This window comes from Myroides guanonis (assembly GCF_900114085.1).
GTDB classification, from domain to species: domain Bacteria; phylum Bacteroidota; class Bacteroidia; order Flavobacteriales; family Flavobacteriaceae; genus Flavobacterium; species Flavobacterium guanonis.
Genome location: NZ_FORU01000001.1, coordinates 125,553 through 147,959 on the forward strand (window position 1 = coordinate 125,553; position 22,407 = coordinate 147,959).

General features: G+C 33.6%; 22 protein-coding genes. 9 read left to right on the plus strand and 13 right to left on the minus strand.

Annotated elements, in window-relative coordinates:
• Positions 1 to 4: 4 nt before the first annotated feature.
• The 4 genes from BM024_RS00600 to BM024_RS00615 form a co-directional block, all read right to left on the minus strand.
• The gene (locus BM024_RS00600) at positions 5 to 1,129 is read right to left on the minus strand and encodes an efflux RND transporter periplasmic adaptor subunit (RefSeq protein WP_245753837.1); all 1,125 of its coding nucleotides are present in this window, start codon (positions 1,127 to 1,129) and stop codon (positions 5 to 7) included.
• 11 nt (positions 1,130 to 1,140) lie between these two features.
• Positions 1,141 to 4,320 carry an efflux RND transporter permease subunit gene (locus tag BM024_RS00605; RefSeq protein ID WP_090677515.1) on the minus strand — a complete coding sequence of 1,060 codons (3,180 nt, stop codon included), beginning with the start codon at positions 4,318 to 4,320 and terminating at the stop codon, positions 1,141 to 1,143.
• 8 nt (positions 4,321 to 4,328) lie between these two features.
• The gene (locus BM024_RS00610) at positions 4,329 to 5,717 is read right to left on the minus strand and encodes a TolC family protein (protein WP_090677516.1); all 1,389 of its coding nucleotides are present in this window, start codon (positions 5,715 to 5,717) and stop codon (positions 4,329 to 4,331) included.
• A gap of 95 nt (positions 5,718 to 5,812) precedes the next feature.
• On the minus strand, positions 5,813 to 6,238 hold the full coding sequence (locus BM024_RS00615) for a hypothetical protein (protein WP_090677517.1): 426 nt from the start codon (positions 6,236 to 6,238) through the stop codon (positions 5,813 to 5,815).
• Between the two features lie 308 nt (positions 6,239 to 6,546).
• Between BM024_RS00615 and BM024_RS13665 the strand changes: the two genes are divergently transcribed.
• From BM024_RS13665 to BM024_RS00640, 6 genes are all read left to right on the plus strand, one after another.
• On the plus strand, positions 6,547 to 6,702 hold the full coding sequence (locus tag BM024_RS13665) for a hypothetical protein (RefSeq protein WP_177190132.1): 156 nt from the start codon (positions 6,547 to 6,549) through the stop codon (positions 6,700 to 6,702).
• 68 nt (positions 6,703 to 6,770) lie between these two features.
• Positions 6,771 to 7,976 (plus strand): NAD(P)/FAD-dependent oxidoreductase, encoded by a 1,206-nt coding sequence (locus tag BM024_RS00620; RefSeq protein ID WP_090677518.1) that lies wholly within the window; start codon positions 6,771 to 6,773, stop codon positions 7,974 to 7,976.
• Between the two features lie 194 nt (positions 7,977 to 8,170).
• Positions 8,171 to 8,677 carry a helix-turn-helix domain-containing protein gene (locus BM024_RS00625; protein WP_090677519.1) on the plus strand — a complete coding sequence of 169 codons (507 nt, stop codon included), beginning with the start codon at positions 8,171 to 8,173 and terminating at the stop codon, positions 8,675 to 8,677.
• A gap of 73 nt (positions 8,678 to 8,750) precedes the next feature.
• On the plus strand, positions 8,751 to 9,116 hold the full coding sequence (locus BM024_RS00630; protein ID WP_090677520.1) for a four helix bundle protein: 366 nt from the start codon (positions 8,751 to 8,753) through the stop codon (positions 9,114 to 9,116).
• 143 nt (positions 9,117 to 9,259) lie between these two features.
• Positions 9,260 to 9,697: an adenylyltransferase/cytidyltransferase family protein gene (locus tag BM024_RS00635; protein WP_090677521.1), complete on the plus strand. Its 438-nt coding sequence runs from the start codon at positions 9,260 to 9,262 to the stop codon at positions 9,695 to 9,697.
• A gap of 139 nt (positions 9,698 to 9,836) precedes the next feature.
• Positions 9,837 to 11,243: a UDP-glucose 6-dehydrogenase gene (locus BM024_RS00640; protein WP_090677522.1), complete on the plus strand. Its 1,407-nt coding sequence runs from the start codon at positions 9,837 to 9,839 to the stop codon at positions 11,241 to 11,243.
• Between the two features lie 149 nt (positions 11,244 to 11,392).
• On the opposite strand, the gene BM024_RS00645 is transcribed toward BM024_RS00640, so the two are convergent.
• The 4 genes from BM024_RS00645 to msrB form a co-directional block, all read right to left on the minus strand.
• Complete coding sequence (locus BM024_RS00645) at positions 11,393 to 12,214, minus strand: ferritin-like domain-containing protein (protein ID WP_090677523.1); 822 nt, start codon at positions 12,212 to 12,214, stop codon at positions 11,393 to 11,395.
• Between the two features lie 24 nt (positions 12,215 to 12,238).
• Entirely contained in the window at positions 12,239 to 12,949 is a 711-nt protein-coding gene (locus BM024_RS00650) for a ferritin-like domain-containing protein (RefSeq protein WP_090677524.1), read from the minus strand.
• Between the two features lie 33 nt (positions 12,950 to 12,982).
• The gene (locus BM024_RS00655; protein ID WP_090677525.1) at positions 12,983 to 13,552 is read right to left on the minus strand and encodes a fasciclin domain-containing protein; all 570 of its coding nucleotides are present in this window, start codon (positions 13,550 to 13,552) and stop codon (positions 12,983 to 12,985) included.
• A 186-nt stretch (positions 13,553 to 13,738) separates the two neighbouring features.
• Positions 13,739 to 14,257 (minus strand): peptide-methionine (R)-S-oxide reductase MsrB, encoded by a 519-nt coding sequence (msrB, locus tag BM024_RS00660; protein WP_090677526.1) that lies wholly within the window; start codon positions 14,255 to 14,257, stop codon positions 13,739 to 13,741.
• 174 nt (positions 14,258 to 14,431) lie between these two features.
• On the opposite strand from msrB, the gene BM024_RS00665 reads away from it, so the two are divergent.
• Positions 14,432 to 14,920 carry an RNA polymerase sigma factor gene (locus BM024_RS00665; protein WP_218148697.1) on the plus strand — a complete coding sequence of 163 codons (489 nt, stop codon included), beginning with the start codon at positions 14,432 to 14,434 and terminating at the stop codon, positions 14,918 to 14,920.
• Between the two features lies 1 nt (position 14,921).
• Entirely contained in the window at positions 14,922 to 15,749 is an 828-nt protein-coding gene (locus tag BM024_RS00670) for an anti-sigma factor (RefSeq protein WP_090677528.1), read from the plus strand.
• Between the two features lie 226 nt (positions 15,750 to 15,975).
• Here BM024_RS00670 and BM024_RS13780 read toward each other — a convergent pair whose 3' ends face one another.
• Positions 15,976 to 16,383 carry a hypothetical protein gene (locus BM024_RS13780; protein WP_143077690.1) on the minus strand — a complete coding sequence of 136 codons (408 nt, stop codon included), beginning with the start codon at positions 16,381 to 16,383 and terminating at the stop codon, positions 15,976 to 15,978.
• Positions 16,384 to 16,613: 230 nt separating this feature from the next.
• Positions 16,614 to 17,006, minus strand: a complete 393-nt coding sequence (locus BM024_RS00680) for a hypothetical protein (RefSeq protein ID WP_090677530.1) — start codon at positions 17,004 to 17,006, stop codon at positions 16,614 to 16,616.
• A gap of 1,962 nt (positions 17,007 to 18,968) precedes the next feature.
• Between BM024_RS00680 and BM024_RS00690 the strand changes: the two genes are divergently transcribed.
• Positions 18,969 to 20,096, plus strand: a complete 1,128-nt coding sequence (locus BM024_RS00690) for a helix-turn-helix domain-containing protein (RefSeq protein ID WP_143077691.1) — start codon at positions 18,969 to 18,971, stop codon at positions 20,094 to 20,096.
• Positions 20,097 to 20,236: 140 nt separating this feature from the next.
• Here BM024_RS00690 and BM024_RS00695 read toward each other — a convergent pair whose 3' ends face one another.
• Genes BM024_RS00695 through BM024_RS00705 form a run of 3 tightly spaced genes read right to left on the minus strand, consistent with a single transcriptional unit; the run spans position 20,237 to position 22,162 of the window.
• On the minus strand, positions 20,237 to 21,037 hold the full coding sequence (locus tag BM024_RS00695; protein ID WP_090677533.1) for an RteC domain-containing protein: 801 nt from the start codon (positions 21,035 to 21,037) through the stop codon (positions 20,237 to 20,239).
• Positions 21,038 to 21,087: 50 nt separating this feature from the next.
• Positions 21,088 to 21,726: a hypothetical protein gene (locus tag BM024_RS00700; RefSeq protein WP_090677534.1), complete on the minus strand. Its 639-nt coding sequence runs from the start codon at positions 21,724 to 21,726 to the stop codon at positions 21,088 to 21,090.
• Positions 21,710 to 22,162 (minus strand): hypothetical protein, encoded by a 453-nt coding sequence (locus BM024_RS00705; RefSeq protein WP_090677535.1) that lies wholly within the window; start codon positions 22,160 to 22,162, stop codon positions 21,710 to 21,712. The genes BM024_RS00700 and BM024_RS00705 overlap by 17 nt, the downstream gene beginning before the upstream one ends.
• Between the last annotated feature and the right edge of the window lie 245 nt (positions 22,163 to 22,407).

Consider the following 22,407-nt stretch of genomic DNA (forward strand, 5'->3'; position numbering starts at 1 on the left):
ATATTTATAGATTAATTGGACCTTCTTTGATTTCTTCTGATGGTTTTAATAGTACATTGTCTTCTGAAGAAAAATCCCCAAATACTTCAGTTAATGATTCCATTCGTATTCCTTCATTTACTTTAATACGTTTTATTTCATCATTTTTTAATGTCAAGACAAAAATGCCAGATTGTGTTCGCAAAATACTTTTACTGTCGACCCAATAAGAAGGAGCCTTGCGCTGCAATTTGAGATTCACTTGTGCGTAATCTCCACCTTGTAACTCCGCTGATAGATTGTCAACATCGAACTCTAGAGTTAAAGAACGGTCGTCTTTATTAAGTAAACCTGAGGTACGAGAAAGCGTTGCATTATATGTTTTATTCGGTTGAGAGCTTACGGTAAATGTCGCTGGTAAAGTCTTACTCACTGAGGAAGCGTGTTTTTCTGGAAGAGAAACCGTTAGTCTTAGTTTTGCTCCTTGTGCCATCATTAGTAAAGGGGTATTAGAACCAGTTCCAGCTAAAGCACCTACAGAAACATTTTTTTGAGTAATAACACCATCAAAAGGGGCAGTAATTCGCAAATATTGTTGAAGTTGTGATGAATGTGCCGTTCCTGCTTTGGATGCGTCATGTGCAGATTTCGCGCTTTCCATCACGCTTTTTGCTCTTTCAAGCTCAATGTCTGCTACGGCTCCATTGGTTTTAGAAGCTTCTAGAAGTCTATCATAGGCTTGTTTTGAATATAGGTAATCACTGTAAATTTTTTGCTCAGAGGATTTGCTAGATAAATACTGTTGTTCCATTTCTGGAGCTTCTAATATAGCTAGTAGTTGTCCTTTTCGAACATGGTCGCCTCTATCGACGAATAGCTGTTTTACAAATCCATTGACTTTTGCATAGATTGCTACTTGTTCATAAGGTTTCAATTCCGCTGGAATTGATATGCTGTATTCCGGATTGATGAACTGTATGGAAGCTGTAGGATATTGATTTGTTGTTTTTGTCTCTTCTTTTTGTTGTGCAACTATCTCCTTTTCTTTCTTAGAACAAGAAGTGAAAGCCAACATTAGTGAACATACTACAGCCAATGCTATAGTTGATTTTTTATTTATTAGAATGCTTTTATACATTGTGATTCTCATTTTAGTGTTTGTTATATCGTTTGTTTTTCAGATTGTTCCGCGTAATATTTACTATCCTTATCATCTGGATCTAACGACGGGCTAATGATTGTCGACCTAGACATTAGTGAAGAAAAGAAATGGGGAACTAAGAGTAAGATAGTTACAGTGGATGCGATTAAACCACCAATAACAGCTCTTCCCAATGGAGCTATTTGTTCCGCACCATCTCCTAAACCTATTGCCATGGGTAACATTCCTGCAAACATAGCAGCAGCGGTCATCAACACTGGTCTCAATCGGGATGAAGCTGCCAATCGTGCGGCATTGGCAGGTTTAAGTGCTAATTGTTTGCGATAATATTCGGCCTGATTTACCAACAACACAGCGTTGGATACAGATACTCCAAGTGACATTATAATCCCCATATACGATTGGAGGTTAAGAGTACTTCCAGTTAAGAACAGCAAGGATAAACTTCCCGCAATAACAGCTGGTAATACAGATAGAATTACAAGAGGAACTTTAAAAGATTGATAATAAGCAGCCAGCATTAAAAATATTACGATAATGGCCACACCTAGTCCCGTTAAAAGACTTTCTAAAGTGTCATCTAATAACTGTAGAGTACCTTCTGTCCATACGGTAGTTCCACGAGGTGCTTCTCCAACTTCCTCAATAGCTTGTTTAACAGCTCTAGATGCTGTACCTAAATCTTTACCATATACATTCGCAACTACGGTTACATATCGGTTAGGACCTTTGCGGTTTACTTGTGCAGGTGCTAAAACTCTGCGTATGCTTGCTACATCCTCTAAAACAGGACGCATACTCCCTTTTTTCAATGGAAGTGAACGCAATTTTTCTTCTGATTGCATAAGTTGTTCTGGAATCTGAACTTGCACTTGAAAAACCAATCCAGACTTTGGATCAATCCACAAATTTTTATCCGTAAATCGAGTAGAAGATGTTGCCGTTACAAGGCTTCGACTAATGTCTTGCATAGTTAACCCGAATTGACCTGCTAAATCGCGATCGACTTCGATTTCTAAGTTCGGATATGCAATTGATTCCGCAATGCGAACATCGCGTAAGAAGGGAACCTCTTTAAGCTTTTCTTCTATTTTAGAGGCATGTTCAAATGCGCTTTTTATCTGATTAGCACTCACTTTAACTTCGATAGGAGTCATTGCACCTTGACTCATAATCTTTTCTGTAAGTTCCATGGGTTCAAAATTGAACACGATTTCTGGATAGTTTTTGCTAATTGTGTTTCGAATTTCTTCCTTAAAATCTTCTATTGACCCTTTAAATACTTCTTGGTTAACAGAAACCTGTAAAACAGCTTCGTGTGATGAACTCGTAAAGAGAAAAATAGGATTAATAGGAGAACCTGCTGGGTGAGTTCCCACAAATGCAGAGGTGATATTTAGACCATTCTCGGGAAGAGCTGCTTTAATATCTTCAGTAATGTTTCTAACGAATTGTTCTGTTTTCTCAATTCTGCTTCCTTGTGGTGCTTGTATGCGCAGTTGAAAATCTCCGTTATTAGAAACAGGCATTACATCTGTACCCACAACAGTCAATAGGATTGCAGATATCATTCCTGCAACAAGTAAGTATACAGCAAAAAGAGGTAACGCTTTTGTAGACCATTTACGCATTTTAAACGAGTAGTTTACTCTGAATTTCTCAAAGAATGCTCTTTTCCTAGGAGTGTTTATTTTCTCATTGTGTTTTTCTTTCATCATCCAGTTTGCCAATATTGGAACAAAAGTTTGTGAAGCTAAAAAGGAAGCTATCATGGCAAACGCAACTGCCATAGATAAAGGCATAAACATATCTTTTGGAATTCCTGACATAATAAAAGCAGGAGTAAGAACAGCCAGAATACACAATAAAATAAGCAATTTTGGAATTGAAATCTCAATTAAAGCATCTATAATTGCGCGTTGTTTGGGTTTTTTCAATTCCATGTGCTGATGTATATTTTCTATTGTCACTGTGGCTTCATCGACCAAAATTCCAATAGACAAGGCAAGACCACTCAAGGTCATTATATTGATGGTCTGACCAAAAAGATATAGAACAGTAACGGCTGATAAAAGAGCGATAGGTATAGTAAATACTACAATTATAGCCCCACGAGTATCTCCAAGAAATAAAAATATAACCAATCCAGTAAAAATAGCACCTAGAATACCTTCATGAATAAGGTTTGATAAGGAACTTTCTATATAGGTCGACTGGTCAAATTCATAACTAACTTTTACATCTTCTGGCAACTGACTTTTTATCAATGGGATGGAAGCCTTTAAATTTTCTACAGCGTCTAAGGTAGAGGCATCTGCTTTTTTAATTATTGGTAAATACACAGATCTCTTCCCATTAATAAGGGCATATCCAACTGTTTGATCAGCTCCATCTTCCACTCTTGCTACATCACCTACATAAATTGTTCTGTTGTCATTTGTTTTAATAGGAGTTTTTAATAATTCATCAGGTCCTTTTACCATGGAATTAAGAGGAGCCATTAGATTTTCATCTCCTATTCGAATATTTCCAGCGGGAGAGGGAAGACTGCTTTTAGTAATAGCAATGGTTATTTCCTCAGGACTCAATCCGTTTGCCTGCATTGCCTCTGGGTCAATATTCACTACAATTGAGCGTATATTACCACCAAATGGAGCAGGAGAAGTAATGCCGGGTATTTCCACAAACATGGGTCTAACTCTAGTAATGGCAAGTGTTTGCAACTCATTAACCGAACGCTGGTCACTTTCAAATACCAGTTGACCTATTGGTAGCGAACTACCATCAAATCGAACTACCATTGGCGGTACGGAACCTGAAGGAAGAAACCCCATTGCCCTGGAAACTGAAGTTGAGACCTCTCCGGCAGCTTGTGCCATGTTAGTTCCAGGATAAAAGGTTAATTTCATCAATGTTAAACCTTGAACACTTTTAAAGTCAATGTTTTTTACGCCACTAACGAATAAAAGTACTTTTTGAAATTCGTTTGCCATAAACCCATCCATATAAGCAGGAGATAGTCCTCCATAAGGCATGGCTATGTACATTGCAGGTAATTCCACTTCTGGAAATATATCTACATTTATTTTTTTTACGGTATTATAGGAAAAGAAAACAATAGCGAGTACTAAAACCATAATCGCAATTGGTTTTCTTAACGCAAATCTTATTAGATTCATAGCTGTTATTAAAGATTGTTAAACAAAAAATCGAAATCTGCAGTTAGTTCTGCTTCGTAAGCAAGCAACGTCCAATAATCAAGAGAAGCTTCAATATGACTACTTTCCGCTTGTTCCAGTAATAGTTGTATTTGCAATAGTTCGCTTAAAGTGATTAAACCACTTTTGTAACGTGCCAAATACATCTCATAAGCATTTTGTGCCTGATTTACTGCTTGATTTGCTTTTTGAAGTTGTTCGTATTGGTGCAGAATCTTAGCCTGTGATGCTGATAAATCAGCTTGCATAGCTTGTTTGTATTGAGTGTGTAAGAGCTTTGCACTTTCTGCCTCTTTAATAAGTGCTTCTCCTTTTAAGTTGTTGGTACGCAGATTCGTAATGTTCCAAGTGATTCCGATTCCGACAAGATAATTATTAGTTGTGTTGCCAAAACCATCTTTCCACGCGTTTGAAACAGTTCCGTCTGGGTTAATCCCCGTTCCCCTGTAGGCATAACCTCCCATTAAATTTATAGACGGTAATGACTCCCTTTTAAGTACTTTACCACTTAGAGAGTAATATTCAGATTGATTGTCTAATGATTCTAGAATGGGATGTAATAAACTTACAGTGTCTCTTTGATACAAATTATAGATTGGAGGATTGTTAAATCGATCGATAGAGGATGTGTAATCAAATATTTCCTCACCGTACAATTCCAACAACTTGATAATCGAAGCGTTTTTAAAACCCTCCCATTTGTCGAAATCACCTAACACCTGCATATAAGAGGATGAAGCAAGTAAACTATCCGCGGCAGGTCGCAAACCTGAAGCAGAAAGCCCACTAGTTATTTTGCGTATAAGATCAAGACGCTCTACATTCTTTTCAGTCCAATTTAACTTGGTTTCATTATACAAAAGGGCAATATATCGCGTTGAAAGTATTTTCTTTAAATTTAGAAGATAAGCGTCTTTTTCACTGATTGCTTTGTTGTAAAGCATCTCGGCAGCTTCGTTTTGTTTATGGAGTTTTCCAAAGGAAAACAACTCCAATTCAATAGTGGCTGATCCAAAGCTATTAGTTGCCGCAGAACTTCCTTCTAGGGCAAATGTTGAACCATTTACGTTAAACATACCCGGTTGAGAGAAGAAGGCTCCTGAGCTCCCTTCATATGAACCATAGGTGTTTTGTAGCTGTGCTTTTATCTGTGGTAACCTAGCACTTTTTACAGCTTTTTCATTGAGTTTTGAAGCATCGATTGCAGCCATTTTTGAACGAATACCTGGATAATTATCTTCAACCTTGGGCCATAGATTACCCAATGTGTGTTTTTCTGTTTGTTGTTGAGCATATATAGAACAAGTCTCAACTAGGGCAAGCCACAGCAATGCAGTTGCCATAATATGTTTAATCATATTATAATACAATTTAGAGGTCGCAAAGGAGACCTACGTTTTTAATTTAAAATAGGGGGGGAATTGTATCTATAGGTCAGAAATGACTAAATAGATTAAAGGATAGAACCTTGATGAATAAGAAGTTTTCGGTATTCCAAGAAAAGAGGAATTGAATACCTGATTTTTCCACTATTTGTATAAAGTGGATGCCTGGTGTTTCTACTTAAACCGCCAAAATTAAAAAGAAATAATAACGTAATAGTTGCAAAAAGAGCAGGGAGAATATCATTAATGTCCAAAGAAGTTTTTTGGGAAGAATGAATATCTATATCTCCAATTTGAGCACATACCTCTGATGGGGTTAAGGAAGATACTTTACTACCTTGAAGTAAACCAACATCTGAATTTAAAGGAATATCTATTAACGTCTTTAAATTGCTTTTAATTGGACACGATGTAAGTAACACCAAAAGAGCAGAGGCGAATACGAAGAGAAGTCGCCTGTAGTTCATAGAAATATTTGGTGTAATTTTTTTCATGTGAGTGCTAAAATAGTATTATTTATTGTAGAGCGCAAGTGTTGAAACTTTAATTTGTTGATTTGTTGATGAGTGAATTTGTTTATTCGTGGATTTGTTGATGCGTAAATTTGTTTATTCGCTATTCTCGAATCGCTAAGCGCCACCCGTACCTGTTGGTCTATTCATTAAAACAGTCCACAAGACTGTTTATTGACATTCTGTCTGATAATCTCAAAAATGCAAAACCGCTCGAATCCAAAATTTAATATTGAATTTCAGTTGTTTAACTTAATTGTTTGGTATATTTAATATATAAACAAAAAGTTATGACTAAAGAGAAACCACATAATAATGAAGCAATTGCAAAGCTTCAACAACTAGTCGATAAAATTGATGTTGGTATGTTATGTACCTATCCCAAGCAAAGTCCTTATGTACATGCTATGTCCATGAGTAGACGAAAAGGAGAATTAAATGTTTAATGAGCAAATTGCTCAATTAGTTCCAATAGATGAGCAAATTGCTCAATTTACTATTAATAAATGCTCTTATGGATTTAAAATCAAATGAACCATTCTGGTTGGTTAAAAATGGTATTATCAATAGCTATCCTTCTCTTAGGGAACACATCAATTGTGATGTGCTTGTTGTGGGTGGAGGTATAACAGGTAGTCTTATTGCACACCAATGTATGGAAGATGGATTTAATACTGTTCTAATCGATAAACGAGAGATAGCTAATGGAAGTTCTTCTGCTACTACATCTATGTTGCAATATGAAATCGATACACCTTTATACAAACTCATAGATATGATTGGAGAAAAGGGGGCAATAGCGAGCTATAAAGCTTGTTCTAAATCGATTGATCAGTTGCAAGATATTTGTAAGCAAATAAAATCAAAAGCAGGTTTTAAGAAAAAGGAATCTCTCTACTTTGCAGCACTTAAAAAGGATGTAAGCCAGTTGAAAGAAGAATTCGAAGCAAGAAAAAAAGCGGGCTTTGAGGTGAAATGGATGGAGGCAGACGAGATTGAAAAGAAGTTTCAGCTAAAGAATACTCAAGGAGGTATTTTATCTAAACAAGGAGCAAGTGTGGATGCATTTATGATGGTGCATGAGATACTAGAATTCAATGTAAGAAGAGGATTAAAAGTGTTTGATAGAACAGAATTAGTTGAGGTTACTAATACGAGTAGATCTTCTGAGGTTACTACAAGTATAGGGTCAAAAATCAAAGCTAATAAAATTGTGTATTGTGTTGGATACGAAAGTACTACTATGATTAAAGAGAAATTTGTTGATCTTATAAGTACTTATGCAATTGTGTCAGAAGTAAACCCAACACTTAGCAAAGAGTTTAATGATATTCTGATTTGGAACACAGCCGACCCTTATATTTATATCCGTACAACGGATGATGGAAGGTTTTTGATAGGTGGAGAAGATGAAGAATTTAGAAATCCTGAAAAGCGAGATGAGCTAATAGGTCAAAAAGAGAAGAAGTTGCAGAAAACATTTGAAAAGTTAATACCCAATATTCCTTTTTATTTAGACTTTGCTTGGGCAGGAACATTTGGTGAAACAAAGGATGGTTTACCCTATATCGGTAGTCATAAAGATTTTAAGAATAGCTATTTTGTTCTTGGTTTTGGGGGTAATGGAATCACATTTTCGGTTACAGGAATGGAAATGGTATCAAATTGGCTCACAGGAAAAAAACATCCATTGAATGAGTGGTTTAAGTTTGGGAGGTAGGTAAGGGGATCTGTTGATTTGTGAATGCGATGATTTGTTGATTCGTGAATGCGTGAATTCGATGATTTGGTGAAACACGAAACCGCAGAAATACAGGGTCAAATATTACCACATCCCAGCATTCTAAATAAGTTTGCTGAATTAAATAAAACGAGTACTTTTGTTATACAAAACACAAACACAGCCACAAAGAGATGTTAGATTCTATAATTACCTCTAAAACCCGTTTAAAATTACTCGTGAAATTCTTCATTCATGCAGGTAATCAAGGGCATTTAAGGGGTTTAGCCACAGAGTTCAACGAATCGACCAATGCCATACGTAAAGAGCTAAATAATTTGTCTGAAGCAGGTTATTTGGAAAAAGAACAAGTACAAAATCGGGTGAGATATAAAGCCAATATACACCATCCTCTTTTTGGTTCATTACAAGATATTGTTAGAAAATACGTTGGATTAGACGAGATCGTTGAAAAGGTCGTAAGCCGTATGGGAGCTGTAGAGCAAATCGCTATAACAGGTAATTACGCAGAGGGTAAATCCGCAGGACCAATTGAAGTTGTAGTAGTTGGAAAAAATCTAAATACAGACTACATGGATCAACTAAGCCAGAAAGCAAGTGAACTTTTAGATAGAAAGGTTTATCTAACTACCCAAGTTGAACATTTGGAAGTTGGGTTGATTGTTTATGAGGGAATGTGATTTTGTTTATTTGTAAATCTGTTGATTTGTGAATTCGTATATTTGTGAATAAAAATAACTTATAATTATATTGATGAGAGTTTTTTATTTTGAAAAATTAGATGTTTGGAAGCATTCAAAGTCCTTTGCAATAGAGAGATATACTGCAACTGCCGACTTTCCAAATGAAGAGAAGTTTGGATTAGTGTCTCAAATTCGCAGAGCAGCGGTTGGAATCGGTGTTAATATTGCTGAAGGAATGTCAAGAAACACTAATAAAGATAAATCTCGTTTTATTAATATAGGGTTTAGTTCTGCAATAGAAGTTTTAAACTATCTGATTTTAGCAAGGGAATTAGATTTTCTAGAAGAAGATCAATATACAAAGTTGCGAGAGATGTTGGAGAAAATAACAAATCAATTGAATTCATTAAAAAATAAGTTAGACGAAGCAATATAAAATCGTTAATGATGGAGACCAGCGTTAAATAATAGTTTTGTAATCCTTTTAATAAGAGGCTAAAATAGGATGCGATTATAGCTATATATACGAATTAGCGAATAACCAAATTAGCGAATAACCAAATTAACGAATTAACAAAAATGAAAATAGGAATTACTTTTAGTGCATTTGATTTATTGCACGCAGGACATATAAAAATGTTAGAAGAGGCTAAGCGTCAGTGCGATTATTTAATCGTGGGATTGCAAACAGACCCGACAATTGATAGACCAGATAAAAATCACCCAACTCAAACAGTTGTTGAACGTTATATACAATTAAAAGGCTGTAAGTTCGTGGATGAGATTGTTCCTTATGCTACGGAGCAAGATTTAGAAGACATACTACGTTCATTTAAAATTGACGTACGAATCATAGGTGATGAATATAAAGACAAGAACTTTACGGGTAGAGCTTATTGTGAAGGTAAAGGTATAGAGCTTTATTACAACCGTCGCGATCATCGTTTTTCAAGCAGTTCACTCCGCAAAGAAGTCGCGAATAAAGAGAATACTGGTAAGATCAAAAGTTTAAAATAAGTTTGAAGTATTTGCAATAATAGGAGATAAGAATACATTTAAAAATCATATCCTAATGAAGGTATAATTTTTAGTCATTGTTCGCTATTTCTCTTAATAAAGCTTACTTTCGAAATCTCAAAATAAAAAGCATTTGCTCATGACGCAAATTAAAAAAATATGTTGCATTGGAGCTGGCTATGTAGGTGGACCTACTATGGCAGTTATAGCTCAAAAAAATCCACAAATACAAGTAACAGTAGTCGATATTAATGAGGAGCGAATAGCGGCTTGGAATAACGCTGATTTATCCAAATTGCCTATCTACGAACCTGGCTTAGATACTGTGGTAGCAGAAGCAAGAGGACGCAATCTGTTTTTCGACACCAATGTAGACAAAGCCATAGACGAAGCTGATATGATATTTATATCGGTTAATACCCCGACTAAAACTTATGGAAAGGGCAAGGGAATGGCAGCTGACTTAAAATATATAGAGCTATGCGCAAGACAAATTGCGCGTGTGGCAAAAACGGATAAAATAGTAGTTGAGAAATCAACGCTACCGGTGCGTACAGCTCAAGCAATAAAACGAATTCTAGATCAAACGGGTAATGGAGTTAGTTATCAAATTTTGTCGAACCCTGAGTTTTTAGCAGAAGGTACGGCTATACAAGATTTGATGAACCCAGATAGAGTTTTGATAGGAGGAGAAGAAAGCGATACGGGAAGAGAAGCTATAGAAGCGTTAGCATCAGTTTACGGCGCTTGGGTTCCTCAAGAGCGTATCTTACGCACGAATGTATGGTCGTCTGAACTTTCTAAGCTTACAGCTAATGCATTCTTAGCACAGCGCGTATCATCCATCAATGCTATTTCGGAGCTTTGTGAAGCTTCTGGAGCAGATGTAAATGAAGTAGCGAAAGCTATTGGTATGGATAGCCGTATCGGTTCTAAATTTCTAAAAGCTTCTGTAGGATTTGGAGGTTCTTGTTTCCAAAAAGACATTTTTAATTTGGTTTATATTGCTAAAACCTACGGTCTAGATGAAGTTGCGGATTATTGGGAGCAGGTGATTATAATGAATGACTTTCAAAAGCGTCGTTTTGCAGAGCGTATCGTAACCACTTTGTTTAACACGGTTAACGATAAAAAGATTGCGTTTTTGGGATGGGCGTTTAAAAAAGATACCAATGATACCAGAGAATCTGCGGCTATTTATGTAGCAAATGATTTAATGGAAGAAGAAGCCCAGATACACGTGTTTGACCCTAAAGTAACGGAACAACAAATGCTAACAGATTTAGACTATCTAAATACGCGTAGCAGTGAAGCAAACCGAAAGCATTTAACCGTTCACCAAGACCCGTATACCGCATTAGAAAATGCACATGGTATTGCTGTCTTAACAGAATGGGATGAGTTCAAAACCTATGACTGGCAGAGAATTTATAACAAAATGCAAAAACCAGCTTTTGTTTTCGATGGACGTAATATTTTAGACAGAAAGCAATTAGAACAAATTGGATTCGAAGTGTATTCAATAGGCGCAGCAAATATTAAATAATAACAGATCAATCGCTTATCACGATTTAGCCAATCATGAAACTGCAAAAATGATAAGAGATATTTTTAGATACTATTTTAATGAAGTAGTCTGCAATAAAGTATATTAAAAAGGGAGAATCTTGTTTAGATATCTCCCTTTTTGATAAATTAAACAATAAATAAGCCAGCAATAGTTGCGGCATCGCTTCCACTTAGAATTTCATCATAAGCCGCAGACCCAGCTTCAGGACCAAAAGCAGTAGCTGTATTAAAACCGGCTTGATTTACATTCTCTTCTCCTGCATAAACGGGATAAGTAGCTTCAGGCATATTTCCACCATGATTTAATTCTATCCAACCTTTATTAGCTCGCATTCTTCTCACTTGAGATGCATGTCTAGCTTCAACAGAATGAATTTGAAGAGCAGCCTGTAAAATTTGTTTATTCCCCATAACGTTTCCAGCTTGTCCTTTATAAGCTCTTACACCAGTATCCTCAAATGCTTGTGCAAGAACAAGAAATTGATTGTAATCAGTAAACGGGCTAAAATTTCCACTCACTGTAAAATCAAAAGTTGGTTTAGGAACAGGTGTTTCCCCTAAAGAATTTAAGGCCGATTTTAAAAACGCAACATGGGCAGTTTCATGTTTTGATATTTGCATGAAAACAGTTCTATCAGAGGATGAGATTAATCCTGAAGTATCCAATCCAATTCTATAATATTCATCTTCCAAATACTCTAATGTTAAAGCGAGTTGTAAGGCCTCTATCAGTTTATCATCAAATAATGTAGTTGATGTAATTTTGAGATCAGAGCTATTTTCTGCTTTAGCAGAAGAAGATATTAAAGCACCAAATCCCAGAGGAACTGCTGCTATGGCAACATTTGAGCTGAAATTTGCCATGTTTTTTATCGCATCTAATCTTGAAGCTTCTGTGCTGAAAAATTTATCATTGGAAAGCTTATCTAATAATTTAAGAATGTTCATAATAATAGATTTAAAAATGAATAATTATTGAATTCCCTGTTCTTTCCAGGTAAAAGGTGTTTTTATAAAACCAGAAGCTACCATAACAATATCTTTTGGCTCTTTGGCTAGATCTAAACCGTTTGCATCGATTACATCATCACCAGAAAAATCTCCCGAGCCTGGATTAATTAAATCTCTTATCGCAGAAGCATGTCTTGCTTCAACAGAAACTATTTTTCCAGCAATTACTAAATAATCTGGATTAGTAATGTATTTTCCAGCTCCATTATAAGCAGCCACACCAGTATCTTCTAATGCTTTTGCGGTTGCTAGAACAGAATTTCTATTATTGAAATCTACATTTGGATAATGAAACTCTAGAGTAGGGAGGATTGAAGATGTAGCTCCGCTTATCGCTGCTTTAAAGAAATCTCTATGAATTACTTCATGGTGATACAAATCAGTGAAGAGTTCTTTTTCTTTACTAGAAATTCCAGAATAAAAATTATTTACCACTTTAGTGTAAAAGTCAGCTTCTAGTTGTTCTAAAGCATACGCATAATTCAGAATTCCAACATCACCGGAACCAAGATCAAATACTTTATTGTCTATGATTGTTGTATCGTCATCCTCACAACCAACTAATGTTAGACCAATTAGTGCCAATCCCGCACCACTGATTTTTAGGAAATTTCGTCTGCTTGTATCCAAGCTTGCGCGATCGTTGGACACATTAATAATTGAATTTTTCATAATAGTTTGTTTTAGGTTTTTATGATAGCACTGTTATGGCATTAATACATTGTCAACTACATGTATTACACCATTGGACTGGTTAACGTCTGCAATGGTTATCTTTGAGCTATTACCTTTTATATCTTTTACAAATAAATCTTTTCCTTCAATCCAAAAAACAAGGTCTTCACCTTCCACTGTTTTCATTTTTGCAGTACCATTTCCTGCTCTAACAGCCTCCCATAATTGCTTTGAACTATATTTTCCAGGAATAACGTGATACGTTAGAATTTTGGTAAGCATTTTTTTGTTCTCAGGTTTAACAAGTGATTCAACAGTCCCTTTTGGCAATTTTGCAAAAGCTTGGTCTGTTGGTGCAAAAACGGTAAAAGGACCTTTGCTTTGTAAGGTTTCCACTAATCCTGCTGCTTTTACGGCTGCAACTAGTGTTGTGTGGTCTTTTGAATTAACAGCATTCTCTATGATGTTTTTAGAAGGATACATTGCTGCACCACCTACCATAACTGTTTTTTCTTTCATTTTTTGTGCTACTGCATCTGCGCTGCATGCTAATGTTAATGACATCATTGTAAATGCAACGATTTTTAGATTTTTTCTCATTAGTTTAATTTTTTAATTGATTAAAAGGTTAGTTACAATTCTTATTTACGAGAAGGATCTGTTTTTGGATTTGTTTTGTTAACTTAATTTTAAAATATTTATTAACTCATTAAATGGGTTGTCTATACAGATTGTGCTATTTTTATTATGATTAGATGATTGGTGGTTACTATTAGTGAGATTATGTCATGTTTTGTTTTGAAGAGGTTCAAAGTCTAAAGAGATGGAATTCATACAAAATCTTTTTCCAGTAGGTTCTGGACCATCATCAAAAATATGGCCTAGATGAGAATTGCATCTTCCACAAAGTACTTCGATACGTATCATATTATAGGAATTATCTTCCTTGTAGGTAACGCTGTTTTTTCTCAATGGCTTATAAAAAGAAGGCCAACCACAAGTGGTTTCAAACTTGGCAGTAGATAAAAAGAGTGGATTTCCACAAACGGCGCAGTAATAGGTGCCCTTTTCATCAAATTCATAATATTTACCTACGAATGCAGTTTCTGTGGCAGCTTGCCTTGCCACCTGATAAAGCTCTCTATTCAATATTTTCTTCCATTCCGAATTTGGAACATCAAGAATCTTAGTGTCAATTCGAGAATAATAAGGATTTTTAGTTTTGAAATTTTGAGATTGTGCAATAGTATTGCATGAACTTATTATTAGAATTAAACCCCAGAGTATTTTATAAAAAAGTCTCATGATATATAAAATTTAGTATTTAACATAAAATCATTTACGAAATAAAAGTTTTAATGGATTTCATTTTGAAACTAATAATTGATTATTTTTGTTTTGTTATAAAAATATCTAAGTCCTATTAAAACAATATATTCAGAAGAAGAGCTTATCGTTTTATTAAAAGAAAAGAACGAGGTGGCATTTAATTATCTATATGATCACTATTCTAGTGCATTATATGGTGTTGTTTTGCGTATTGTTTTGTCAAAAGAGTATACTGAAGAAATAATTCAGGATGTCTTTGTGAAAATTTGGAATTCTATTTCTCAATATGATGCTAGCAAAGGCAGGTTTTATACTTGGATTATCAATATTGCTAGAAATACAGCCATCGACTATCTTAAGTCAAAAGGTTTTCAGAATGAATTAAAAAATCAGACTGTTCCAGATTTCGTATATAACTCCAAGGTGTTTTCCGTTTCGAATACTACTGATTATATTGGGTTCAGTAAATTATTGGAAGGATTAGAAACAGATAAGTTAGAGCTTATAAAACTTGCTTACTATGAGGGATATACACACATAGAAATTTCAGAAAAATTAGAATTACCTTTAGGAACGGTGAAAACAAAAATTAGAAATGCTTTATTAAAATTAGAGGATTTATTAAAAGAATATAAATAAATTGAATACTAAAGAATACATATCGTCAGGAATCATAGAATCTTATATTCTTGGTCTTGCTTCTCAGGAAGAGGCAGGGATACTTGAGTGCGTTATGAAGAACAATGCGGAAGTGAAAAAAGCTTTTGAGGAATCACAACTAATTTTTGAAAAGTTAGCAACTGCACAAGCAATAACACCTCCAACAGAATTGAAAGCTAAGATTTGGGACAAGATAAATGAAGGAGTAAATTCTGAAAACCTAGTTTTAAATGAAAAAGGGAAATCAGAAACGACAGATTTAGATGATAATATAATTGAGGAATCTACATTAAATACTTTTTTATCAAATAATTGGAAGAATTATACAATAGCAGCTTCGTTTTTATTTTTAGTGAGTTTTGGAGGAAATGTTTTTTGGATGAAAAAACAAAATAAGAAGGAGAACGAAATTGAAAAGTTACAAATAAACATGAAATTGCAGAGTGTGGCTTTACAAAAAGCGGAAGAAAAATGGGACATGCTTTCCAATCCCGACATCAAAGCAATTACTTTAAATGGAGTAGCAGAACACACTGGGTCAAAGGCTATGGTTTTTTGGAACGAAAAGACAAAAGAAGTTTATTTAAATGCAGAGAATTTACCTAAAGTCTCAAAAGGAATGCAATATCAGCTTTGGGCTATAGTGGATGGTAAACCAATAAGTGCAGGGTTATATACTGAAAATTCAGATAGCGTAACACCGCTTTCAATTATAGAAAGAGCACAGAATTTTGCTATTACATTAGAAAAAGAGGGTGGAAGTGAATCTCCTACAATGGAAAATATGTATGTTATAGGAGCCGTTTAAAAGGATAATTATCTTTTGCTTTCGGGTTATTACTTTTACAGTTATCTACGCTTGTGTTGTTAGTGGCTATAGTATCTTCACTACTAGCGAAAACACGAAAAGCCAAAAAGTAAAAGAACTGGATTGTCCATCCAGTTCTTTCAACAAAACAAAACCACACTTTTAGCCACAAAGTGTTTCTCTTTTTTTCAATAACAACTAAAGCTAGGTTATTGAAAATATTTTATTAAATCTTATTTTTTGAGTTGAGGTAAAGAAGTTTAATAAACAAATCCCAATTTCTTGGGTTAACGTCATACTCTTTTTTTATTTTTAAAAAATCCTGATAAAGAATATCTCTATATTCCGAATCAAACTTTGTGATATCTATACAAAGCGAATTTTTAATATCCGAAACCACTATACCATTCTCCGCAGTCATTAGTCCTATAAGCTGTGTGCGTTTAGCAAATTTTATCAGCAAATAATCGCTAATCATCCTTGAATATTTTTTCTTCTCATTTATTTTAAAAATTAGATATCCTATAAGTGCTAATAAAGAGGATATCGAGATTAAAAATAAATAGTCATTTTCTAAAAAAAATACTGTGTTTAGATATAGCTGTAAATAATAATGGGGCATAATGGTTGTCAAGTTTAAGTGGATTCTGTCATTACCTTGTCTTGGTATTACCCAGTGTTAGTAAGGTGAAAAACGAATCGGCAGAACAGCAAACTCCAGAATAAACGAACCAGTACTTTCGTTTCTTCCATCAACATTCGCTATTCGCTTCATCACTTAAAAAAAGAAATTATTCTAATTTTGAAATGACTCAGTTATACTTAAATAACGGTAGAATCATTTTAAATTGTTTGTGAACGTTATTACTCTTGGTTAGGGATCTTGTTATACAATGTATTTACGAACATTTTTAAATTCAATGAGTTGACATTCTCGTTTTGATTCACTTTTGTCAATTCATAGTATAAAAGTTCTCTGTGTCTAGAATCAAATTTCGAAATATCTATTTGCAGTTTATTATGTATATCTGAAGCTCCAATGTTGTTTGGACTTGTAAGTAAATCAACGACATCATTCCACTTGTTATTCTTTACGAATAAGAAGTTTTTAAGCATTTTAGAGTCTCTGTTTTTCTTTACATTCCTTCTCACAAGATCTAACAATAAGATTGTGGTAATTACTAGTATAGCACACAGAGTTAATTTTTCAAGACCACTAAGTGGGGATAATATTGATAGGAAAAGGAAATAGTTCATTTGGTTGTTATATTCAGATTATTTGCAATAGTTATATTCATGTTTCGTAATTTTTCACAATGAAGCGAAAATCTTATTCGCAATATGTGGTTTTAAATAGTGTGGCGAATGTACATTTTTAGTTTAATTTTTATCAAATTAAGGGGTGGACATTAGGTGGACATTATTTAAACGCTTGATTGTTAGATTTTAATAATTTTGTCATTAGTGGTTATTTTTAATAATACTTTCTGTTTTCAATTTATTGTTAAGAGGTTTTAGTAAGAAACTTTTTTTATTGAAGTTTCTTTTCCTTCTTCGAAGATCATATTAACTAATGTTTTCCAGTTGTGAGGATTTATGTCATAGTAGTTTTTAATTCTATAAAGCTCCTGGTACAGTATATTTTTATATTTGGAATCAAATTTTTTAAAATCTATCTGTAAGGTTTTTTGAATATCAGAATGATGAATATGATTCTTAAAAGTCAAAATATTTATCAAATCATTCCATTTGTATTCTGTTATGTATATGAGGTCCCTCTGCATTCTAGATTTCCTTCTTTTCTTATTAATAGAATTCAATAAATTAAATAAGAATGAGAGTATGGTTACAATTAATACGCAAATGGTGGTTTTCTCTAGATTACTTAAAGGTAATAGTGTAATTAGACTATAATAGTTAAACATCATAATGATTCTAATTAGTGTGATTCTTAAATTATTTTATATGTTTTTATATGTTTTTATATGTTTTTAAATAATGTTGTTTAGTGTTTTTTAGTTTTATCTTAGTTTTTTGTGTTTATTTTGCAATTTATTGCTGATTTTAAAATAAAACTATTGCTTTTTAATAATACTACAAATATGATGAAATGTTTTTGAAATAGAGATATAAATATTTTAACTTTTTTTTGAGATATTTTATTTTTGCTTTGGAAATCGCGAAATGGACAATTTTATGTTTTTGTCTTTCTGCATTTCTACGGTTTACTTCGTCAGTTCGCTATGCTCGTGTGGCATTTTTCGATTAGCGGTTAGCGACTAGCATTTTTACGGTTTTGCATAAAGTAGAACGTTGTAATTAGATTGCGAGTCAAGCACGCAATGACAGGATGGAACTACATCCAGAATTCACGTTCCAACAATTCGAAAAAACAAACTCACACTTATAGCCTTTAAGAGTTTTCAGATATTCTATATACTTATATAGAAGCGTATTTTTCACAATCAACGTTTCAGTGGCCACACATTACTAATAGACCACTGATAACGATGATAACATAATTTATAATTATGTTGGTTTTTCTTATTTTATCACGATTGTTAATAGCGATAATTTTTCCGTTATCGCTTTAATATATATGAACGTTTTATATATTCTCTAAAATGCTTTCGTTTGCTAGATACTGAAGCATTTGATTGAATTTGGCACTGTTTGTTTTTAATACTCCAAAAGTTTGTTTTATTAATTTTTCATAATTAAAACAGTAATAGAAAGTAATAATGACCTATTAGGTTGTTTTTTTAGTACTTATTGCGATTGCAAATATCAGTATAGTTCTAACAAAAAGTGAAAAACAAGAGGGTAGTATAGGGGTAGTTGTGAAGGTGAGAGACTGTTTTTTCGGACTACTCTATAGAGTGAGCTGTATTTATCTTCTTGTGTATTAGTTGATTGGTGTTTATGGGGTTTCTTTAGATTTGTGTAAAGCAATATAAGGTCATTTTGGAAATAGAGATTTGAATACAAGAGGTTGACATGAACTTTAAATGTTTGGAAGTATACAAAGTGTTAATTTGATATAAATCTCATTTTGAGTGTTACATTAAAAGAATTACATTTGCGGACTTTTTCTTTTATAAAAGAATTTTCGTAAAGTTTCAAATATAAAAATAGGTTTCATTGTCTCGCTTGTTTATTTATTTTCTTGTCTTTTTTATAACGACTGGGGTCGTTGCACAGGTCGATCCATATAAAACGTTGAATGATCAAATAGGTGAGTTCAATAATTCTAATCAACATGAGGAATCAATACGATTATTAGAAACCATTATACTAGATGATAAATCAAAACCGATGGATCTGTATAATGCCTATTTTATGAAGTATACAACTTATAAAAGAATTTTTAATTATACGGAGGCACTAGCTAATTTAGAGCTGGCATTGAAATATGGGTTAAAGAGTCATGATGAGCAAAAAATTAGAGTTCGTATAGATGTAGAGAAATTGTTTTTGTACTATGATCAACAGCAGTTTGATAATGTAAAAGAGATTCTCAAAAGACTCTCAGGAACGAATCTGGATTTTCTACCTCCTTATACACATGCGCTCTATTTATCGGTATTAGGGTCCATGGCTACAAAAGCGGAAAAATATGAAGAAGCAGAAAAATATTTAGACGAAGCACTTGTTATATTACATAAGGATAATCCGATGCACCTTCCTTTAATTTACAGAAAGAAGATAGACCTAAATAGAAGGTTAAATCGATATGACAAGTCTATTGAGAATTTTGAAAAGGGACTTTATTACGCAGAGAAATATAATATAGATGTATATATTATAGGAATGTATATGGATATCTCTACTTTTTATAGCAGAATAGGAGATACCGAAAATGCTTTGCGAACGCAGCATAAAATAAATGAGTTAAACACTTTTTACGACAATACAAACAAAAGTGGTAAGCTACATCAAGTTGAAAAAGAATTACTAACATCAGTAGAGAAGAGTAGGAGTAAGAAGAATCAGTTCTATTTTATTATTTTCAGTAGCATTTCTTTATTGGGGTTGGGGATACTGTATTTTCTCTATAACTCAGGTAAGAAAAAGCGTATTGTTATTCAAGAGAAAAATAAGGAAATTCAAAACGAGTTAGATAAGGTTTCTTTTGAATTAGGAGAAGTAAATGCGAATAAAATAGATGGTAAGAATTACAATTTAACAGAGCGTCAATTGGAAATTATTGATTTGGTAAAGCAAGGAAAAACCAATAAGGAGATAGGAGCTCAATTGTTTGTGTCGGAAAATACGGTGAAATATCATCTAAAAATTATATTTGAAACCCTTGGTATAAATAAGCGTACGGACCTATTGAATTTGTAGTTTTTTTGCATTTTCGCGGTTAGCGATTAGCAGTTAGCGATTAACAAAAAAGCAAATTCGCTATTTAGCTTCTTATAAAATAGGACTTGCGTTTGAAACGCAAGCCTAATTTGTTTAGGAATTTGATGTTTTGAATAGAGTTATGAGTTTAAAATTTGCCGTTTAAGAACCTCTGCAAGTTCATTAAGGAATCTTGCTGGTTCTTGTTTTCTTTTAGCTATATCTCGCCATCTTTTAACGAGATCCTGACTTATTTCTACATCAAATATAGACTCCAATTTAATGGCAATTTCTTTAAGGGACATATCTCCAAAAACTCCGAGATGATATAACCCGAATAGAATTTCAGAAAAGTCAACTAGATTTCTATTCCAAGGTATTTTTGTTTTATGTGAATCGATTGGCTTTTTATACATAGAATATTTTATTTTCAAATAGTCTAGTTGTAATTCATAACTCATATATTCAGCTAATGGAATGCAATGTTGTAAACATGGACGCCAATTTTTTCTATCGGATTCCGATACGCAGGTCTGACCATTGGTTTTATTATGGATGGAGAAAAGTTTGTTTTCTTCTGATTTGATATAGGTTTTAACATAGCTGAGTTTTTCTAATTTAGTTTTCACATCTACGTGTTTTTCATTGTAGTAAACAGCGAGTTCGGCATCGGTTAAAGGAGCTTTAGACTCCCAATTATACAAAGATTGATAATACAAGAATTGAGAAATTATGGAGGGACGTATAGTTTTTAAAAAATGGATTTCTTCTTCCTCATCAATAAAATTGTGATTGTTTTGCCATTCATTCATGGCTGATACTTCTTTTTTCACCATGTCAAATGTTTTTTTAATCAAGTGTATTGAATTTGGTAATTCTGCTTGGAACACTTCAATTTTTTGTAAAAGTTGTTCGTGGAAATTAATTGATTCGTGTTTCATTATTTGATTTTGAAGGTTATTAAAATTGTTTAGAGAATGATTCACTTATATTAAAAATTAATAAGATTGTACATGGTTCTAAGTTGATTACGCATTTTGGTACCATATTTTTTTTCGATTTCACTCGGTGTTAATTCTGAAACGATATGCGAGATATGGCCCTTTTCGATAAACTCTTCATATTGAACGCACATTATTTCTTTCATTACATCGCATTCATTTCCAAAGTGTTTTTGGATAGACTCTGTGCCGAAGTCATCAAAGCAGTATATTCTTGGTCTGGTATATTTTCCAGATTGATGTAGATAAGGATGGAGTGCCTCAAAACCTTTCCGAGCATATTCAAATGAGATTGTTTTACAAGATTTAGATTCAAATGAAAAACGTTTTCCAAAAAAGGGTTTGAGCAAGTGCATGATAGCGGATTTTCCAGATCCTTCAGGGCCGTTTATAAATAAACCTTTTTTTAAGCTCATGCCCAGTTTATTGCTACTGTTTTCATCTTGAATGGCATAGGTGAGAATTTTTTGAATAGACGATATTTGTTCGCTATTAATTTTAAAAGCGGGTCCATACAATTCTTTGCCTTTTTGTTCTAAATATTGATAACAACGCGGTAGATAGTAGGTTTTTGCTTTTTCATCGATGACATAGGTTTGTTCAAAACTGATTTTAGAATTGTTCTTCATAATTTTTTTTATTTTGATTAGGTTTATTATTTATAGTGTTTAAAATGTTTTTATCTGTTTTACTAAATGATACCATCTCCAATCCGCTTCCAGTATCAGGAGGTGTACCACCACCAGTATCAGCAGAAGTATTATTTAATGGTATTGTTCTAAAAGGTTTTAAATGAAAGCAACTTCCTCTGTAGATGCTGTTAGATGGAGTATATACAATCCAATCTAAGGAACTCAAATCGTGTATACATTTGTAGTAAGTGGTATAAGAACTGATTTTACTAACTCGCATCAATTCAGATCGTGAAGCAGTGACAGGGTTTTGAAATCGGTTTTGATTCCAGAGTTGAAACAAAGCGAGATATAAGCTAATGTGTGTAGGTTGAACCTTATCAGTTTTTTCCACTTTTGCGAGAAACTGATTTAAATGTTGTACGTAATTCATGATTTAATGATTTTAATAATTCAGCTAATTAAAATTAATTTTTTGTAAAAAATTGGGGCAGACCTTGGGGCGGGTGTGTTAAAATCCTTTTTTTGTGAAAGATTTTTTATGAATTATGAATAATTAGAAGCTCTACTTAAGTACTCTTTTATTCACAGCTCCCTCTTGTCAACCCCTAGTCTCCCTCTACATCCGAGCGTAATGTCAGCCATATGTGTTCGAAGTGCTAGCGGTATGTAAGCGAT